Origin of the sequence: Streptomyces sp. NPDC048751 (assembly GCF_043198595.1) — a bacterium.
GTDB lineage: Bacteria > Actinomycetota > Actinomycetes > Streptomycetales > Streptomycetaceae > Streptomyces.
The window spans coordinates 952851-969072 of the sequence record NZ_JBICUX010000001.1 but is presented as its reverse complement, the minus strand read 5'-3'; the positions used below and the strand labels follow the sequence as shown (position 1 = coordinate 969072).

General features: G+C 72.9%; 10 protein-coding genes. 5 read left to right on the top strand and 5 right to left on the bottom strand.

Features of this window, described 5'->3' with window-relative positions:
* Positions 1 to 4: 4 nt before the first annotated feature.
* From ACGFNV_RS04300 to ACGFNV_RS04290, 3 genes are read left to right on the top strand one after another with little or no spacing between them, the layout of a single operon-like run.
* Positions 5 to 1054: an AAA family ATPase gene (locus tag ACGFNV_RS04300; protein WP_393619236.1), complete on the top strand. Its 1050-nt coding sequence runs from the start codon at positions 5 to 7 to the stop codon at positions 1052 to 1054.
* Entirely contained in the window at positions 1054 to 4059 is a 3006-nt protein-coding gene (locus tag ACGFNV_RS04295) for an SAV_2336 N-terminal domain-related protein (protein ID WP_393619235.1), read from the top strand. The genes ACGFNV_RS04300 and ACGFNV_RS04295 overlap by 1 nt, the downstream gene beginning before the upstream one ends.
* The gene (locus tag ACGFNV_RS04290) at positions 4056 to 8606 is read left to right on the top strand and encodes an AAA family ATPase (protein ID WP_393619234.1); all 4551 of its coding nucleotides are present in this window, start codon (positions 4056 to 4058) and stop codon (positions 8604 to 8606) included. Before ACGFNV_RS04295 ends, ACGFNV_RS04290 begins: the two co-directional genes overlap by 4 nt.
* 6 nt (positions 8607 to 8612) lie before the next feature.
* Here the strand turns inward: ACGFNV_RS04290 and ACGFNV_RS04285 are convergent, their stop codons facing one another.
* Positions 8613 to 9437, bottom strand: coding sequence for a serine peptidase (locus tag ACGFNV_RS04285; protein WP_393619232.1), 825 nt, complete (start codon positions 9435 to 9437; stop codon positions 8613 to 8615).
* A gap of 149 nt (positions 9438 to 9586) precedes the next feature.
* On the opposite strand from ACGFNV_RS04285, the gene ACGFNV_RS04280 reads away from it, so the two are divergent.
* Positions 9587 to 10600, top strand: coding sequence for an LLM class flavin-dependent oxidoreductase (locus ACGFNV_RS04280; RefSeq protein WP_393619230.1), 1014 nt, complete (start codon positions 9587 to 9589; stop codon positions 10598 to 10600).
* Positions 10601 to 10690: 90 nt separating this feature from the next.
* On the top strand, positions 10691 to 13030 hold the full coding sequence (locus ACGFNV_RS04275; RefSeq protein WP_393619228.1) for an ATP-binding cassette domain-containing protein: 2340 nt from the start codon (positions 10691 to 10693) through the stop codon (positions 13028 to 13030).
* A 25-nt stretch (positions 13031 to 13055) separates the two neighbouring features.
* Here ACGFNV_RS04275 and ACGFNV_RS04270 read toward each other — a convergent pair whose 3' ends face one another.
* The 4 genes from ACGFNV_RS04270 to ACGFNV_RS04255 form a co-directional block, all read right to left on the bottom strand.
* Positions 13056 to 13253, bottom strand: a complete 198-nt coding sequence (locus ACGFNV_RS04270) for a hypothetical protein (protein ID WP_393619226.1) — start codon at positions 13251 to 13253, stop codon at positions 13056 to 13058.
* A 96-nt stretch (positions 13254 to 13349) separates the two neighbouring features.
* Positions 13350 to 14399, bottom strand: a complete 1050-nt coding sequence (locus ACGFNV_RS04265) for an NAD-dependent epimerase/dehydratase family protein (RefSeq protein WP_393619225.1) — start codon at positions 14397 to 14399, stop codon at positions 13350 to 13352.
* 102 nt (positions 14400 to 14501) lie between these two features.
* A complete protein-coding gene (locus ACGFNV_RS04260) occupies positions 14502 to 15383 on the bottom strand; it encodes a lysophospholipid acyltransferase family protein (RefSeq protein ID WP_393619224.1) in 882 nt (293 codons plus the stop codon).
* The gene (locus ACGFNV_RS04255) at positions 15383 to 16156 is read right to left on the bottom strand and encodes a GNAT family N-acetyltransferase (RefSeq protein WP_393619223.1); all 774 of its coding nucleotides are present in this window, start codon (positions 16154 to 16156) and stop codon (positions 15383 to 15385) included. Before ACGFNV_RS04255 ends, ACGFNV_RS04260 begins: the two co-directional genes overlap by 1 nt.
* Between the last annotated feature and the right edge of the window lie 66 nt (positions 16157 to 16222).

Below are 16222 nucleotides of genomic sequence, written 5' to 3'. Positions count from 1 at the left end.
CCACATGAACGAAGGGCAGGCATCGAAGGTGTCGCACGCATGGCACGTCTACCGAGGCACAGGAGTACCGCACGAAGGCATCGAGAGGCTGCCCGCGCCCCCGCCCTGGCGCACGCCGTCGGCGGCGGAGTCGCGGTACGGCCGCTCGGCCCCGGACCCGTGGCTGCGCGGAGCCGTCTACCAGGCGACGCCGGAGATCGTGGACGTCGTCAACGCCGCGCTGTACCTGCGGCGTCCCCTCCTGGTGACCGGTCCACCGGGCTCGGGCAAGTCCTCCCTCGCCCACCACGTGGCCCACGAGCTCAGGCTGGGCCGCGTGCTGAGCTGGCCCATCACCAGCCGCTCCGTCCTGCGCGACGGCCTGTACACGTACGACGCGCTGGGCCGCCTCCAGGACGCCAACCTGAAGGTGGAGTCGCGCCACATCGACGATGTGGGCGTCATGGACATGGGCTACGACTCTCCCCCGCCGCGTGCCCTGGACATCGGGCGGTACCTGCAGCTCGGCCCGCTCGGCACGGCGCTGCTCCCGAGCCGTGTTCCCCGGGTCCTGCTCATCGACGAGATCGACAAGAGTGACCCCGATCTGCCCAACGACCTGCTCAACGTCTTCGAGGAAGGTGAGTTCGTCATCCCCGAACTCGCCCGTCTCGACCGTCCGGAGGCCCGGGTGCAGGTCTATGACGACCCGCGGGAGACGGTGCACGTGATGCACGGACGAGTGCGCACCGAGGCGTTCCCGTTCACCGTGCTGACGAGCAACGGCGAGCGGGAGTTCCCCGCCGCGTTCCTGCGCCGCTGTCTGCGTCTGGACCTGCCCGAGCCGAGCCTCGACCTTCTCGTCCGTATCGTCGAGGCGCATCTGGGACGGGAGGCCGTGGAGCGGGGCGCGGCGCTCATCGAGGAGTTCGTCCGGCGCAGGTCCGGTGAATCCCTCGCCACCGACCAACTGCTCAACGCGGTCTACCTTCTCCTCAGGGACGGCGGCGGTGGGACACACGAGGGGGACACCGTGCTGCAGACCGTACTGAGGCGGTTGGATCCAGGGTTCTGATGACCGACGACCTCATCTCTCGACTTCTGCGGGGCGCCGAGGACCGGCCGACCTGGCAGGAGGTGGCGGACGCCCTGTGGCTGGCGGGACACCTCCCCACACCGCCGGACGGCCGCCCCGGCGCCCGGAGTGCCGGATCGCCGCCCGTGCCGGACGCGCCGCCGCGACCGGCCCCGGGGCCGACGGCCCGGTTCCCCAGACCGCCGGGAGCGGACCCACCGCGTGATCTCCCGGCGCCGCACCGGGACGAATCCGAGGACGCCTCGTCCGCCCTGGCGAGGCTGGCGCTGCCCGGCGGGCGGGGCGCGGCCGGGAACGCGACCCCGGTCCGCCTGCCGACGGCGCCCGCGCTGTCGGGTGCCCTGGCATTGCGCAGGGCCCTGCGCCCCCTGGGGCGCCGGACTCCCCCCGGGCTCCGGCCCCAGCTGCAGTTGGACGAGGAGGCCACCGTGAACCGCGTCGCCGACACCGGGTTCTGGTTTCCGGTGCTGCGGCCCGCGCCGACCCGGTGGCTCGATGTCGCCCTGGTCGTCGACGACAGTGTGTCCATGGCGGTGTGGGACCGCGCGGTACGGGAGTTCCGAGCACTGTTGCAGAGCGCCGGCTCCTTCCGGTCGGTCCAGGACTGGACGCTGCCGTCGGAGCAGTCCCGATCCCTCGGGGTCGTCCTGCGGCGGGGGCTCCCCTCCCCCGGTGCGAGCACCTCGGCGACCTACAGCAGTCCCGGCGAACTCGTCGATCCGACGGGGCGGCGAGTGGTTCTCGTGGTCTCGGACTGCATCAGTCCCTCGTGGTCGGACGGCACCCTCGACCAGTTGCTCCGGCTGTGGGGCCGCAGCGGACCGGTCGCCATCGTTCAGCCGCTGCCCCGCAGGATGTGGGAGCGCTGCCCGCTGGACCTGCACGAAGTGAAGTTGCGCTCGCCCGTCCCGGGCGCGAACACCGGGCTGGTGACGTCCGCCGCGTCCAAGGGTGACATGCCTGTGCCGCTGCTGATGCTGGACGCGCGGTCGCTCGGCCCGTGGGCGTCGCTCACCAGCGGGGAGTCGTCGGACTTCGACGCGCTGGTCACCCTTGTCGGCTCTGCACCGGCGCGCCGGTCGACGCCCCCGGACGGGCCGACCGCTGCGGAACTCTCCCCCACCGACCTTCTGGAGCAGTTCAGGGCCTTCGCGAGCGAGGAGGCCTTCAAGCTGACCGTCTATCTGTCCGCCGTGGCGCTGAGTCCGCCGGTCATGCGCATCGTGCAGCAGCAGATGCTGTCCGACCCGCATCCGTCCCAGCTCGCCGAGATATACCTCAGCGGTCTCCTGGAACGCACCGAGGACAGCGTCGGAGCACGGGGCGACGACATCATGTTCGACTTCCGCCCCGGGGTACGCGCGGAGCTCCTCGGCGGACTCGGTCGGCGGGCCGCGCGAGAGATCCTGCGTCTCGTCTCCGACTACCTGGCGAACGAGTACGGCTCCCACGTGGATTTCGCCGCCGTGCTCCGTGCCGACGCGTCAGCCGTGGAAGAGCTGCGCCGCCACCGGCCGTTCGCCGAGGTGTCCGCGCAGGTGCTGCGCCGGCTCAGCCCCAAGTACGAGACGGTCGCGCAGAGTCTGGAGCGCTCCCCGGTCCCGGACCGGGCGGTCGGTGCGGCCGCGGGCACCCGCAAGGTCTGGGGCACACGACCGCCGCGGGCGACCGAACTGTTGGACCGCGAGCCGCTGTTGAAGGAGTTGCACCAGGCACTGACGAGTGGCGAGGCGGTGCCTCAGGTCCTGTGCGCACCGGAAGGCGGTGGATCCACGGCTGTCGCGGTGGAGTACGCGCTCACCCTCGGCTCGGAGTTCGACTTCGTGCTGTGGCTGTCCGCCGGATCGCCCACCGTCGGCGGGGCGGATCTGGCCCGCGCGGCCGACGAACTGGCGCGGCGGGCCGAGGACGGCACCGATCCCCGCTGGCTGCTGGTCCTGGACGGCGCGACCCCCGACGAGGTGCTGCCCGACCTGCCCGGTGGCCGCCGTTCGACGCTGGTGACCTCCGCGGCCCCGGACTGGCCCGAGGGGTTCACCGTCCACCGCGTGCCCGCGCTGAGGCGCCGAAAGGCGATGGCGCTGGCGCACCTGCACGCCTCGGCGCTGGAGGCGTCGCAGGCCCGGCGTCTCGCGGAGCGGCTCGACGGCTCACCCCTCGCCCTGGAGCTGGCGACGACCTTCCTGTCGGTCACCGGCGAGACGCCCGAGGCCTGGCTCGACCGGCTCGGGCCGGGCGACGACTCCTCGGCGGCGTCGCCCGGCGACGGCTCCTCTACGGCGGCTGCGGCCTCGGCAGCAGCAGCGTCCGACCCGGTGGGCGAGGCGTGCCGGGTCTCGCTCGACCATGTCCTGAGGTCGGAGAGGTCCACCCGGGACGTGGCGCGCCGGATCGCCGTGCTCGCCGCGGGTCCCGTACCCGTCAAGCTGCTGACGGACCGAGCGCCCGAGGCGTCCGGCAGGTACGCGGACCCGGCGCTCGCGGCGTTGCGCCGACTCGCCCTGCTGCGGGACGGAGAGCCGGGCGACGAGTGGGTTTTCGTCCCCCCGGTCGTCCAGCGCGCCTGCCAGGAAAGGCTGACCGAGGACGAGTTGGCCGAAGCCCGCCGGGCGGCACGCGCCCGGATGGTCGAGCACTTCGGACGCGACCTCCCGGAGGTTCCGGCGCTGTGGACCCGCTTCGGCAAGCTGACCCGGCATCTGGACCCGGTGGGCGCCCTCGGCGACAAGGATCCGGACATCCGCGAGCTCGTCCTGCGACAGCTGCGGTACCTGCATGCCTGCAAGGACACGGCCGGTTGCCGGGCCCTCGGCACGCTCGCGCTGCGGCGCCTGCTGGCCAACGCCGGTGCCGGGTACCCCGGTGTGCGGGCGCTGGTGGAGCTGCTCGCGAAGGTCCTCGACGCGTGTGGCGCCGAGGAGGAGGCGGCCGGGATCCGCGCCGACCCCGAGGACTGGTTGCGGCAGCAACCGGGCGCGACGTGACGGCCACCGCCGGGGAACCGTCCGCGCGCGCCCGGCCGGACGGATCGCAGCCCCGGCCCCAGCACGGCTCGTCCGGCGCGGCACCGGACGTCGAGACCGCTCGCCCGCTCCGCCGCAGGGCCTTGAGCATCGGTGTCTCCCGATTCGCGCCGCACCCCGAGTACGGAGTGGAGGACGACGACGAGCCCGATGACCTCTCCTTCGCCCGCGATCGCGTGGCGGCCTTGAAGAAGGCCCTCGAACACGAGGCGTTCGGCTACGTCTGCACCACGCTCACCAGCGCCGGCGCCGGCGAGAGCACGGTGGACGACCCCGGGCCGACGGCGGCCGCGCTCGGCGCCGCGCTCCGCGAGACCCTCACCGAGTCACCGGGTGACGACGTGCTGATCGTGCACGTGCTCAGTCACGGAGTGCCTCGTACCACCGGGCTCTACGCCCTCGGATCGGACAGCGCCCATCTGCCGGAAACCTCCGTGGACGCGTGGCTGGCCGCGGTTGAGGACTTCCCGGGCCGCCCGGCCGTGCTGTTCCTCCTCGACCTGTGCCATGCGGGACAGGCCGCCCGCAGGGACTGGCAGCTGCGTACCCTGGACGGTTCGAACCGCGCCTGGGTCATGGCCGCCGCGGGCGAGTCGGAACTCGCCGTGGACGGGCGCTTCACCCAGGCGGTCGCCGAGGTGCTGAACGACATCGCGGAGAAGCGGATCCAGTTCGACCACGGCCGACGCTTCATCGACTACTACTGGTTCGTCGGCGAGGTCGAGTCGCGGGTGAAGCTCCTCGCCGCGGACCGCGGCGGTCTGTCGCAACGGGTCACCGCGATCGCCGCCGACCGGGCCGCTCGGGATCTCCCGTTCCTGCCCAACCCCTGTCACGACTCCAGCCCGCTCAACCGGGTCCGGGGCGAGATCGGCGCCCGGCTGAGCGGCGAGCTGGGCGCGTTCCTGGACGAGGTCGCCGACCTGGCGCACTTCCGACGCCACGCCCAGGGCGGTGCCGGCTTCCCCGAGGTGTTGCGGGCCGAGGGCGGCCGAGGGCTGTTCACCGGCCGTGCGACGGAGACCGCGCGCCTGGCGGACTGGTTGGAGGACGAGACCGCCTCCAGGCTCTGCGTGGTCACGGGCAGCCCGGGAGCGGGGAAGTCGGCCCTCATCGGCGTCCTGCTGTGCGCCGCCCATCCGCGACTGCGTACGCCGACGGAGTCGCTGTGGGAGCCACTGGGCCGGTCCGTGACGGCGAGCTCAGCGCTGGCCGCCGTCCATGCCCGGCAGCGAACGCTGCGCGAGATGGTCGACTCGCTGGCCCGGCAACTGGACCTGCGACCGGCGGGACCGAACACGGAGGCGCCGACCGACTGGACCGTGGAGGAGCTGATCGACGCACTCCGCCGGCTGGCCGGGCCTCCTCCCGTGGTGATCGTCGACGCGCTCGACGAGATGCGGTACGGGCGCGAGGCCGTACGGACGCTTCTCCAGCCGATCGGCACCGCGGTCAGACCCGACGGCAGACCCGTGTGCCGGCTTCTGCTGGGCGCGCGCAACGAGGAGCCGTTCACGGCGCTCGTCGAGACGGCCCGGACGTCCGGGGACCTGGTCGACCTGGACGACACACGCCGCGAGTATCTCGAGAAGGACCTCCGCGAGTACATCGTCAAACTGCTGACGGCCGCGCTCCAGGACGCGGCGCCGGGCGGCCCGAGCGACGAGGCCGTGGCCGGGTTCGCCGCGACCACGGCCCGAGCGCTGGCGGACGCCGCGACGGGCTCGTTCCTCATGGCGGCGCTCTACGCGTCGTACGCGCTTCAGGACTCCGTACGGCAGCGGCTCGTCGACCCGGCGGCGGCCCGGAAGCTCGGCTCCGAGGTACCGCTGACGCTTCCCGGGCTCCTCGACCTGAGTTTCGGTCAGGATCACGCCCATCAGCTGCTGCGTCCGGTGCTCGCGGCTCTCGCCTTCGCACAGGGCGACGGTATGCCGGTGTCGGCGGTCACCGCCGTGGCCCGGGTGTTCGCATCCGGCACCGTGCGCGTGGACGCCGCCGTGGTCGGGCAACTCCTGGACGACGTACGGGCGTTCCTGCGCTCAGTGGCGGACAGGGACGGCACGATGCTGCACGGGCTGCTCCACAAGAGCGTCGCGGACGAGTTGCGCCTGCGCCCGGTCCCGACGGATCAGCAGCTCTCCGACACACCCGGGGTCCTGGTCCACGAGGCGTTGCTGCGGTCCCTGCGCGACGATCCGGACGGGCGTCCGGCGTGGGGCGCGCTGCACGGTTATCCACGGCGGCACCTGGCCCAGCACGCGGTGGACGCCGGGCGGTTCGACGAGTTGTGCACCGACCCCGAGTTTCTGGTGCACGCCGACCCCGACTGGCTCGTGCCCGAGTTGCGGCACGCCGTCTCGGAGCCGGCGAGGAGCGCCGCGGCCGTCTACCGGACGAGCGCTCATCTGCATCGCAGGGTCGAGGCCGAGCAACGGCGCCACATCCTGGCCCTGGACGCGGTCCGGCACGAGGCCCGGACCCTCGCCGACCGGCTCGCCGATCCCGTCCCCGGCACCGGATCGCCCATGCTCTGGCGCCCGTCCTGGGCGACCGGGAGCCGGATCAGTGCGGCCCACGCGTTCACCCTCCAGGTACCGGACGACCGGGTGACCGCCCTGGCGGCGGCGACGATCGACGAGGCGCCCCTCGTCGTCACCGGGAGCAGGAACGGCAAGGTGCGCGTGTGGAACACCCGCACCGGACGGCAACATGCCTGGGCCGATCCCCGTTCGGGAGAGATCCAGGCCCTGGTCTGCACGCGGGTCGAGGGTGCCACGGTCCTGCTGAGTGCCGGCAGCGGAGGTGCCCTGACCCTGTGGGATCTGCCCGCGCTGACGGCCAGGAGCCTGCCGCTCGACGGGCACACCGCGACGGTGCGGGCCCTCGCGTGCGGCGAGGTGGTGGACAGTCCGAGCGCGCTGACCGCGGACGAGTCGGGCCGCCTGCTGCTGTGGGATCTGAGTGGCGACGAGCCGGTGAGTACGTTACGGCTGCCCCGGAGCACGAACCGGGTCACCGCACTCGCGCTGGTGCAGGCGCGGGACGGGGCGCGGACGCCGGTCGAACAACGTTCTGTCCTCGCCATCGCCGTGAACGAGCCGGACCACATCCGTTTCTGGTCGCTCGTCACCGAGGAGGAACTGGGCCCAGGGATCCGTCACCCGTCACAGGTCAACGCCCTCGTCACCCTCACGGCCCGGGGTGCGGAGCAGCTCGTGACGGCAGGAAAGGACGGACACGTACGCCTCTGGAACGCCCGCACGCACGAGCTGACCTCGCAGTCGGCCGCACCGCACGACGGGCCGGTCTACGCACTGGCCTGCGTCACCGGCACGGAAGGCGTCCGGATCCTCAGCGGTGGCAGCGACGGCACGATCCGCAGCTGGGACCCCGAGGAGGACGGTCGGCAGCTGTCCGAGATCAACCGGTTCGTGGGGCACATGGGGGCTGTCACCGCTCTCGCCCATCCCGAGTCCGACCCTCCGGTGGTGGTCTCCGCGGGCACGGACCCGGTGCTGTGGGTGTGGAACGTGCCGTGGGAGAGGCAACGTACGAGTATGCCCGTCGGGCACACCTCCTGGGTCACCGCCCTCACGGTCGCCGAACTCCCCGAACGTGTCCTGCTCGCCTCGGCGGGGGCCGACGGCCACATCCACCGCTGGGACCTCGCCGACGGAACCCCCTACGGCACCCCCCTCACCCCCGACCCCGGACCCGAGCGCGCCCGCACCCCCGACACCAGACCCGTGCACGCCCTCACCACCACCCACCTCGACGGCCGCCCCGTCCTGGCGTCGGGGGGAGCCGACGGTCACATCCACCGCTGGGACCTCGCCGACGGAACCCCCTACGGCACCCCCTTCGCCACGGGTACCGGCCCCGTGCACGCCCTCACCACCACCCGTCTCGACGGCCGCCCCGTCCTGCTGTCGGGGGGAGCGGACGGCCTGCTGCTGTGCTGGGACGCGGCGTCCGGCCGTCGGCGTGGGCTGCCGTTCGCAGGCCACAGCGGCGGAGTCAACGCCGTGGCCGGCGTGGACCTCGGTGGCAGACCCACCGCCGTCTCCTGCGGTGACGACGGCACCCTGCGGATCTGGGACCTGTGGACCGGCCTCGCCGCGCGGGCCCCGGTCGCGGCGCACCAGGGCTGGGCCACAGCGCTGGCCTGCACGGAGCTGGACGACGGCACCGCCGTCGCGGTCACGGGCGGGCAGGACGGCCTGGTGCGCGTCTGGGACCTGGCGAACGGGACCGGTCTGACGGAGCCACTCAGAGTGACGGGCGGCGTCAACGCCGTGGCGTGCGGCGCCGTCGGGGGAACGCCGGTGGTGGTGGCCGCCGATGACTGCGCCGTGCGGGTCTGGGACCTCGCGTCGGGCCGGCTGCGCGAGAACATCGGTGTCCCCGGGACGGTGCCGACGCTGCTCCTTCGCGGGCAGGAGCTCGTCCTGGGCTGCGAGTGGGAGGTCGTGGTGCTGCGCCGGAGACGGACCCCGGAGGACTGACCGGCCTCAGCCGGCGGGAAGCAACGGGCCCAGTTCACGGGCCAGTTCGGGCAGTGCCAGATAGCGTGTCGCCTTGTGCGAGGCCACCAGTCCGAGCGAGACGTCGTAGTGGGCGTCGATTCCCGGGAAACGGCTGGGCAGGTCGCGGGGTACGGCAACCATGTCGCCGATGTCGGCGATGTTGACCCAGCGCGCGACCTTCGGGGGCCGCAGCCCCTTGTGCTCCTCGTTGCCCTCGCCCAGCGAAAGGCGCTCGAAGACGACATGGGGCATGCCGAGCGGCGAACCCAGCGTCACGAGCAGGTCGAGCTCCACCGGGTGGTGCCACAGCGCTTCGTACGCCACGACGGAGCCCAGCGAATGCGCGACCACGACCCTGGGCCGCCGTTCGCTCAGCACCCGGTGCACTTCCTCGCGCACCGCGGCCCGTCGTGGTGAGTTCCGGTCGGAGATGTAGGTGTCGACCTCGCGGCAGAACAACACCGCGAACCGCCGTGCCGCCGTGCCGTACCGTTCGGCGAGCCAGCCGGCCGCCTGCCGGACGGGCAGCGTGCCCGGTCCCATCGTGACCTCGGCGGGAGCGCCCAGCGCGGACACCCAGTCCACCAGGAGCCGTTGGGCCCCCGGCGGCAGCTGCTCGGGTTCGTCCGCGCCCTGGGTGGTGCCGAGATGCAGCAGCTGGGAGTAGTACGCGGCGTGGACCGTCCGAGGGTCGGGCGGAAGCCCGAGCGCCGCGGTCCACTCGGCGGCGAGGGCCTGCCCGGCCAGCTCCACCGTGCCCGCCCGGGCCAGGTACCGGTAACACCGGATGCCGTGGATTCCGACGATCATCCCGCCTCCCCCTGCGGCACGGACGCCGCCCCCGAACAAAGCGTAGGACACGGGCGTCAGCATTGCCTGCACCTTCAGCCCTGCATGGCGCTTTCATGGACAAGGTGCGCCGCGAGGAATCCTGCGGGCTGTCCGGTGTTGAACCCGGTATGAGTTCCGTGATCGCCTCGGCCCGCTTCTCCGTGCTCGACCGCTCCCGCACCCGCGAGGGCCGCCCGGTCGGTGAGGCGCTGCGGGACACCGTGGGGCTCGCGCGGGAGGTGGAGCGGCTCGGGTACCACCGGTTCTGGGTGTCGGAGCACCACGGTGTGCCCGGGGTCGCAGGGTCGGCGCCGACCGTTCTGGCGGCCGCCGTGGCCGGGGCGACGCGCACGATCCGGGTCGGCACCGGCGGGGTCATGCTGCCCAACCACCGGCCGCTGGTCGTGGCCGAGCAGTTCGGGGTGCTGGAGTCCCTCTTCCCGGGCCGGATCGACATGGGCCTGGGCCGCTCGGTGGGCTTCACCGACGGGGTGCGCAGGGCCCTGGGCCGCGACAAGGACGACGCCGGGGACTTCGCCGGGCAGCTCCAGGAACTGCTGGGCTGGTTCCGGGGCACTTCCCCGACCGGTGTGCGTGCGCGGCCCGCGGAGGGGCTGGCGGTGCCGCCGTTCGTCCTGGCCATGGGCGAGGGCGCGACCATCGCGGCCCGCGCCGGCCTGCCGATGGTCATCGGCGACCTCCGTGACCGGGAGAAGATGCGGCGCGGGATCGAGACCTACCGCGCGGGGTTCCGGCCGTCGCCCTGGGCGAGCGAACCGTACGTCGTCGTCTCCGGCACGATCGCCGTGGCGGAGACACCCGAGGCGGCCCGGCGGATCCTGATGCCGGAGGCCTGGTCGATGGCGTACTCGCGCACCCACGGCACCTTCCCGCCGCTGCCGCCCGCCGAGGAGATCGAGGCCCGGGCGATGACCGCGAAGGAGCGCGGCTTCTACGAGTCCGGCCTGACCGGGCACATCGTCGGCACCGAGGAGCAGGTCGCCGACGAGCTGGACATGCTGTTGAAGGACACCGGCGCGCAGGAGATCCTCGTCACGACCAGTACGTACGACCGTACGGCGCTGCTGGACTCCCACCGGCGACTGGCCGGGATCGTGAACGGGGAGAACGTCACCGGGTGACGCCGTGCGGAGCTTCGGTCCCTGAGCTCATGAGCCTAGACTCGGGGATTTGTCCCGCCCCAGTCGAAGCCCCGTACGGAGATGTCGCTCATGCCCGGCTCACCCGACTCGTTCGTCCGCGTGCGAGGCGCCCGCGAACACAACCTTCGGAGCGTGGACGTCGACATCCCCCGGGACGCGTTGACCGTGTTCACAGGCGTCTCCGGTTCGGGGAAGTCGTCGCTGGCGTTCGGCACGATCTACGCGGAGGCCCAGCGCCGCTACTTCGAGTCGGTGGCACCGTACGCGCGCCGCCTGATCCACCAGGTCGGCGCGCCGAAGGTCGGTGAGATCACCGGTCTGCCGCCCGCGGTCTCCCTCCAGCAGCGCCGCTCGGTGCCGACGTCCCGCTCCTCGGTCGGCACGGTCACCAACCTCTCGAACTCGCTGCGGATGCTGTTCTCCCGCGCCGGGGACTACCCGCCGGGTGCCGAGCGCCTCGACTCGGACGCCTTCTCCCCCAACACGGCGGTCGGGGCCTGTCCGGACTGCCACGGCCTGGGACGCGTCCACCGGACGACCGAGGAGTCGCTCGTCCCCGACCCGTCCCTGTCGATCCGGGAGGGCGCGATCGCCGCGTGGCCGGGCGCCTGGCAGGGCAAGAACCTGCGCGACATCCTGGACGCGCTGGGGTACGACGTGGACCGCCCCTGGCGCGAACTGCCCGCCGGGGAACGGGAGTGGATCCTGTTCACGGACGAGCAGCCGGTGGTCACCGTGCACCCGGTCCGGGACGCCGACCGCATCCAACGGACGTACCAGGGCACGTACATGAGCGCCCGCCGGTACGTCATGAAGACGTTCTCCGACTCCAAGAGCGCGACCCTGCGGGCGAAGGCGGAGCGCTTCCTGACCAGCGCGCCCTGTGCGGGCTGCGGCGGCAGCCGGCTGCGGCCCGAGGCGCTGGCGGTCACCTTCGCGGGCCGTACGATCGCCGAGCTGGCCGCGGTGCCGCTGGTGGAGCTGGCGGATTCCCTGACGGCACGGGACGAGGCGTCGCGGGTCCTCACCCAGGACCTGCGGTCCCGGATCGAGCCCGTCGTCGAGCTGGGCCTCGGCTACCTCAGCCTCGACCGCGCCACTCCCACCCTCTCGGCGGGCGAGCTCCAGCGGCTGCGCCTGGCGACCCAGCTGCGCTCCGGTCTCTTCGGGGTCGTGTACGTCCTCGACGAGCCGTCCGCCGGACTGCACCCGGCGGACACCGAGGCGCTGCTCACGGTGCTGGAGCGGCTGAAGGCCGCGGGGAACTCGGTGTTCGTGGTGGAGCACCACCTGGACGTGGTCCGCGCCGCCGACTGGCTCGTGGACGTCGGCCCGCACGCCGGCGAGCACGGCGGACGGGTGCTGCACAGCGGGCCGGTGGCGGACCTGGCCGCGGTGCCGGAGTCCGCGACGGCCCGCTACCTGTTCGACCACTCCCCCGCGCCCGCGCGGCAGGTCCGCACCCCGCGCGGCCAGTTGAAGGTCGGCCCGGTCACCCGGCACAACCTGCGCGGGGTGACGGCCGAGTTCCCGCTGGGCGTGTTCACCGCGGTCACCGGTGTCTCGGGCTCGGGGAAGTCCACGCTCATCGGCGAGATCACACCGGACCTGGCGGGCGTGGGCCGGCTGGTGGCGGTGGACCAGAAGCCGATCGGGCGCACCCCGCGCTCCAACCTCGCCACGTACACCGGCCTCTTCGACGACGTCCGCAAGGTCTTCGCGGCCACCGACGCGGCACGGGCGCGGGGTTACGGCGTCGGCCGCTTCTCCTTCAACGTGACCGGAGGGCGCTGCGAGACCTGCCAGGGCGAGGGGTTCGTCAGCGTGGAGCTGCTGTTCCTGCCGAGCACGTACGCGCCGTGCCCGGACTGCGGCGGCGCGCGCTATGAGCCCGCGACGCTCGAAGTGACGTACCGGGGACGGAACATCGCGCAGGTGCTGGACCTGACGGTGGAGGGGGCCGCGGAGTTCTTCGCGGACACCCCGGCCGTGGCCCGCAGCCTGTCCACCCTGCTCGACGTGGGCCTCGGCTATCTGCGTCTCGGACAGCCCGCGACCGAGCTGTCCGGCGGCGAGGCCCAGCGCATCAAACTGGCGAGCGAGTTGCAGCGCGGCCGCCGCGCCCACACCCTCTACCTCCTCGACGAACCCACGACCGGTCTCCACCCCGCCGACGTGGAGGTCCTGCTGCGCCAGCTGCACGGCCTGGTCGACAGCGGCCACACGGTCATCGTCGTCGAACATGACATGTCCGTCGTCGCCGGGGCCGACTGGGTCGTCGACCTGGGCCCGGGCGGCGGCACCGCGGGCGGCCGCATCGTCGCGGCGGGGCCGCCGAGGGAGGTGGCGGGGGCGGAAGGGAGCGCGACGGCCTCGTATTTGTGGCGGGAGACTCACGCGAAGGGCTGACTGAGAGGCGGACCGCCGGGGCGGTTCAGTCGTCCGAGTCGCCACCCGAGCTGCCGCTCGAGCTCCGGCGCTTGCCCGAGGCCCCGCTCACCAGGTGGCCCAGGGCGACCGTGACGAGGGCCACCGCGCGCACCCAGCGCGGGCCACCCCGCGCCGCCCACACCACACAGACGCACCCCCCGATGACGAGCGCGAGGACACACGACAGAACGAGCACGTCCATGCTCTTCCCCCCTTCTGGTACTGCTGGTCAGCGCCATTCTGTCAGTGGAATCCGCCGCCCCGCCTCCGGGCCGCCCCCGCCCTCCGGGCCGCCCCGTCACCGTCCGCGCCACGCCCGGTAGTGGTCCACGAGCGTCTCCTCGATCGGGCGGTAGGTGAGGCCCAGTTCCGTGATGCTGCGGGAGTTGTCCACGCGGAAGCGGATGCCGAGGTGTTTGCGGATGTAGTCCTGGGTGAGTCCGAAAGCGGGGCCGAGGAGGCGAACGGGCCAGTGCGGGAGGGCTGTTCGGGGCAGGCGGAGGTTGCGGGGGTGGTGCTTGCGGAGGATGCGGGACATCTGGTGGAAGGACGTCATCTCCTGCGCCGCCACGATGTAACGGCCGTGCGCCTCGGGTCGCTCCGCCGCCGCGATGTGTGCCAGGGCGACGTCGCGTACGTCCACCGTGGTGAAACTGAAGTCGGGGGCGCCGTAGAAGAAGTAGCCCTTGAGGAGTTCGTCCAGGAGGAAGAGGCTGCCCGAGTCCGAGGCGGGAGTGAGGGAAGGACCCAGGACGAGGCCCGGGTTGACGGAGACCATGCTCCAGCGGTCCTGGGCCGCCTCCGCCTCCCACGCGGCTCGCTCCGCGACCGTCTTGGCGTAGTGGTACGGGTTGTTCTCGACGGTGCTCGTGGTGTTGACGTACTTCTCCGACAGGACCCGGTCGTCCATGTCCAGCACGTCGGCGTAGTCGCCGAAGATCGCGCCGACGGTGGAGGTGAAGACCAGTCGGACGACCGTCTCCGTCCGCTCCACGCTCGCGAGCACGTTGCGCGTGCCGAGCAGCGCGGGCTCCACGACGTCCCGCCGGCCGTCCTTGATCTTCTCCGGCATGAGGAACGGCGAGGCCACGTGGAAGACGACCGAGCAGCCCTTCATCGCCTCGTCGAAGGACCCCTCGCGCAGCAGGTCCGCCTCGAAGATCTCCAGCCGGCCGGGGTGCGTGGCGCCCATCGCCCGCAGCGGGTCCGTCTTCGCCGCGTTCGCCGTGCTGCGGACGGTGGTACGCACCCGGTAGCCGCGCTCCAGCAACTCCCGCACCAGATGGGCGGCCACGAACCCGCTGCCGCCCGTCACCAGAACCGCCTCCCCGCCCGGACCACCCTTCACACGCACTCCCCTCACGGCATCGGACCTGGCCCGCCATGATCTCACCATGGCAGGCCAACAGCCCCTCGTGTACCAGGAGTTCGTCGAGGTCGCGTCGCCGGTTCAGCGCTCGCCGCGGCCGGCCGGCCGACCGTCGAGGGGTCGGCCCGCCGGTCCGGGCACGGCGAGGTGCTGGACGACTGGAGCGACGACCCGCGCCTGACGCGTCCGGCCCAGTGAGTGCTCCTCGGCCGCCCGGGCGAGGGCCCTGCGGTCGGCGCAGTCGCCCGCACCGATCGCGGGCGGCACATGGACCTCGGCCGTGAGACCCCGCGCCGCGACCACCCGCCACACCGAGGCGAGGAGCGAGTCGTCACCGACGAAGGCGGGTGCCGTGCTGGCCGCTCCCCCGGCGATCCGGTACCGGATGCGCACCGGCTGGACCGGGACCCGCGCGTCGAGGGCGGCCTGGAAGACGGCCCGGCGGAAACGGCCCTGGGCGCGCCCGCACCAGGTACTGCCCTCGGGGAACACCGCGACGGCCTGCCCGGCACGGAGGGCCCCCGCGAGGCGCGCGACCGTGTCGGGGAGCGCGCGCAGCCGGTCGCGGTCGATGAACACCACGCCGCCGCGCGCGGCCAGCGCCCCCGCGATGGGCCACTGCCGGATCTCGGCCTTGGCCAGCATGCGGGCCGGGCGGACGGCGGCCAGCAGCGGGATGTCCAGCCACGATATGTGGTTGGCGACCAGCAGCAGGCCGCCGGTGGGCGCGGTGCCGCCGGTGACACGGAGCCGTACCCCGGCGGCCCGGACGATCGCCCGGCACCACCAGCGCACCGCCCCGGCCGGTATCCTCCCGCCGATCGGCGTCAGCACGACCCCGGCGAGGATCAGCGCCACGACCACCGCGAACCGCAGTACGGCGCGCGGTACGGCCGCGGCGGACCCCGTCGCCTCCACGCACGCCCGCGGGGTGCAGGGCGCGCTGGGAAGCCAGACGCTCATCAGGCCGGCACGAGAGAGAGGAAGTGCCGCAGGTAGCGCGAGTTGACCCGGCGCATCGACAGCAGCACATACAGGTCGGCGACCCCGAAGTCCGGGTCGTGCGCGGGCTCGGCGCACACCCAGGCCCCCAGGCGGAGGTAACCGCGCAGGAGGGCGGGGAGTTCGGTGCGCGCGGGAGCGGCGGCCGTCTCGTCGGGCACCCACGGCAGCAGCGGCCGTACGCGGTACTCCTCGGGCGCCAGGTACTTCTCCCGTACGCGGTCCCACGTCCCGGCCGCCAGAACGCCGCCGTCGGCGAGCGGGATGGAGCAGCAGCCGGCGAGCCACTCGTGGCCCCGGTCCACCATGTAGCGGGCGATCCCGGCCCAGATCAGGCCGATGACGGCGCCGTCCCGGTGGTCGGGGTGCACACAGGAGCGGCCGACCTCGACGAGCCCCGGCCGGATCGCGTCCAGCGGCGCGAGGTCGAACTCGCTCTCCGAGTAGAGCCGCCCGGCCACCGCGGCCCGCTCCGGCGGCAGCAGCCGGTACGTCCCGACGACCTGGCCGGTCAGGGTGTCCCGGACGAGCAGGTGGTCGCAGTAGGCGTCGAACGGGTCGACGTCGAGGCCCGGCTGCGGGGAGTTCAGCAGGGCCCCCATCTCCCCGGCGAACACCTCGTGCCGCAGCCGCTGAGCGGCCCGCACGTCGTCCTCGTCACGGGCCAGGGTCACGGTGTAGCGGGTGGGTGCCACGTTCTGCGGGGGACGGTCGAGCGTGGAAACGCCGGTCATGGCTCACTCCAGGGACGGGCCACTTCGGGGACGGTGGCGTACCCCTTGTTTCTTCCGACCCTGATT

Coding starts and splice junctions, on each gene's coding strand:
- ACGFNV_RS04280 (WP_393619230.1), top strand. CDS start 9,587: ATGAGTTCCGTGATCGCCTCGGCCCGCTTCTCCGTGCTCGACCGCTCC.
- ACGFNV_RS04255 (WP_393619223.1), bottom strand. CDS start 16,156: ATGACCGGCGTTTCCACGCTCGACCGTCCCCCGCAGAACGTGGCACCC.
- ACGFNV_RS04270 (WP_393619226.1), bottom strand. CDS start 13,253: ATGGACGTGCTCGTTCTGTCGTGTGTCCTCGCGCTCGTCATCGGGGGG.
- ACGFNV_RS04275 (WP_393619228.1), top strand. CDS start 10,691: ATGCCCGGCTCACCCGACTCGTTCGTCCGCGTGCGAGGCGCCCGCGAA.
- ACGFNV_RS04260 (WP_393619224.1), bottom strand. CDS start 15,383: ATGAGCGTCTGGCTTCCCAGCGCGCCCTGCACCCCGCGGGCGTGCGTG.
- ACGFNV_RS04300 (WP_393619236.1), top strand. CDS start 5: ATGAACGAAGGGCAGGCATCGAAGGTGTCGCACGCATGGCACGTCTAC.
- ACGFNV_RS04295 (WP_393619235.1), top strand. CDS start 1,054: ATGACCGACGACCTCATCTCTCGACTTCTGCGGGGCGCCGAGGACCGG.
- ACGFNV_RS04285 (WP_393619232.1), bottom strand. CDS start 9,437: ATGATCGTCGGAATCCACGGCATCCGGTGTTACCGGTACCTGGCCCGG.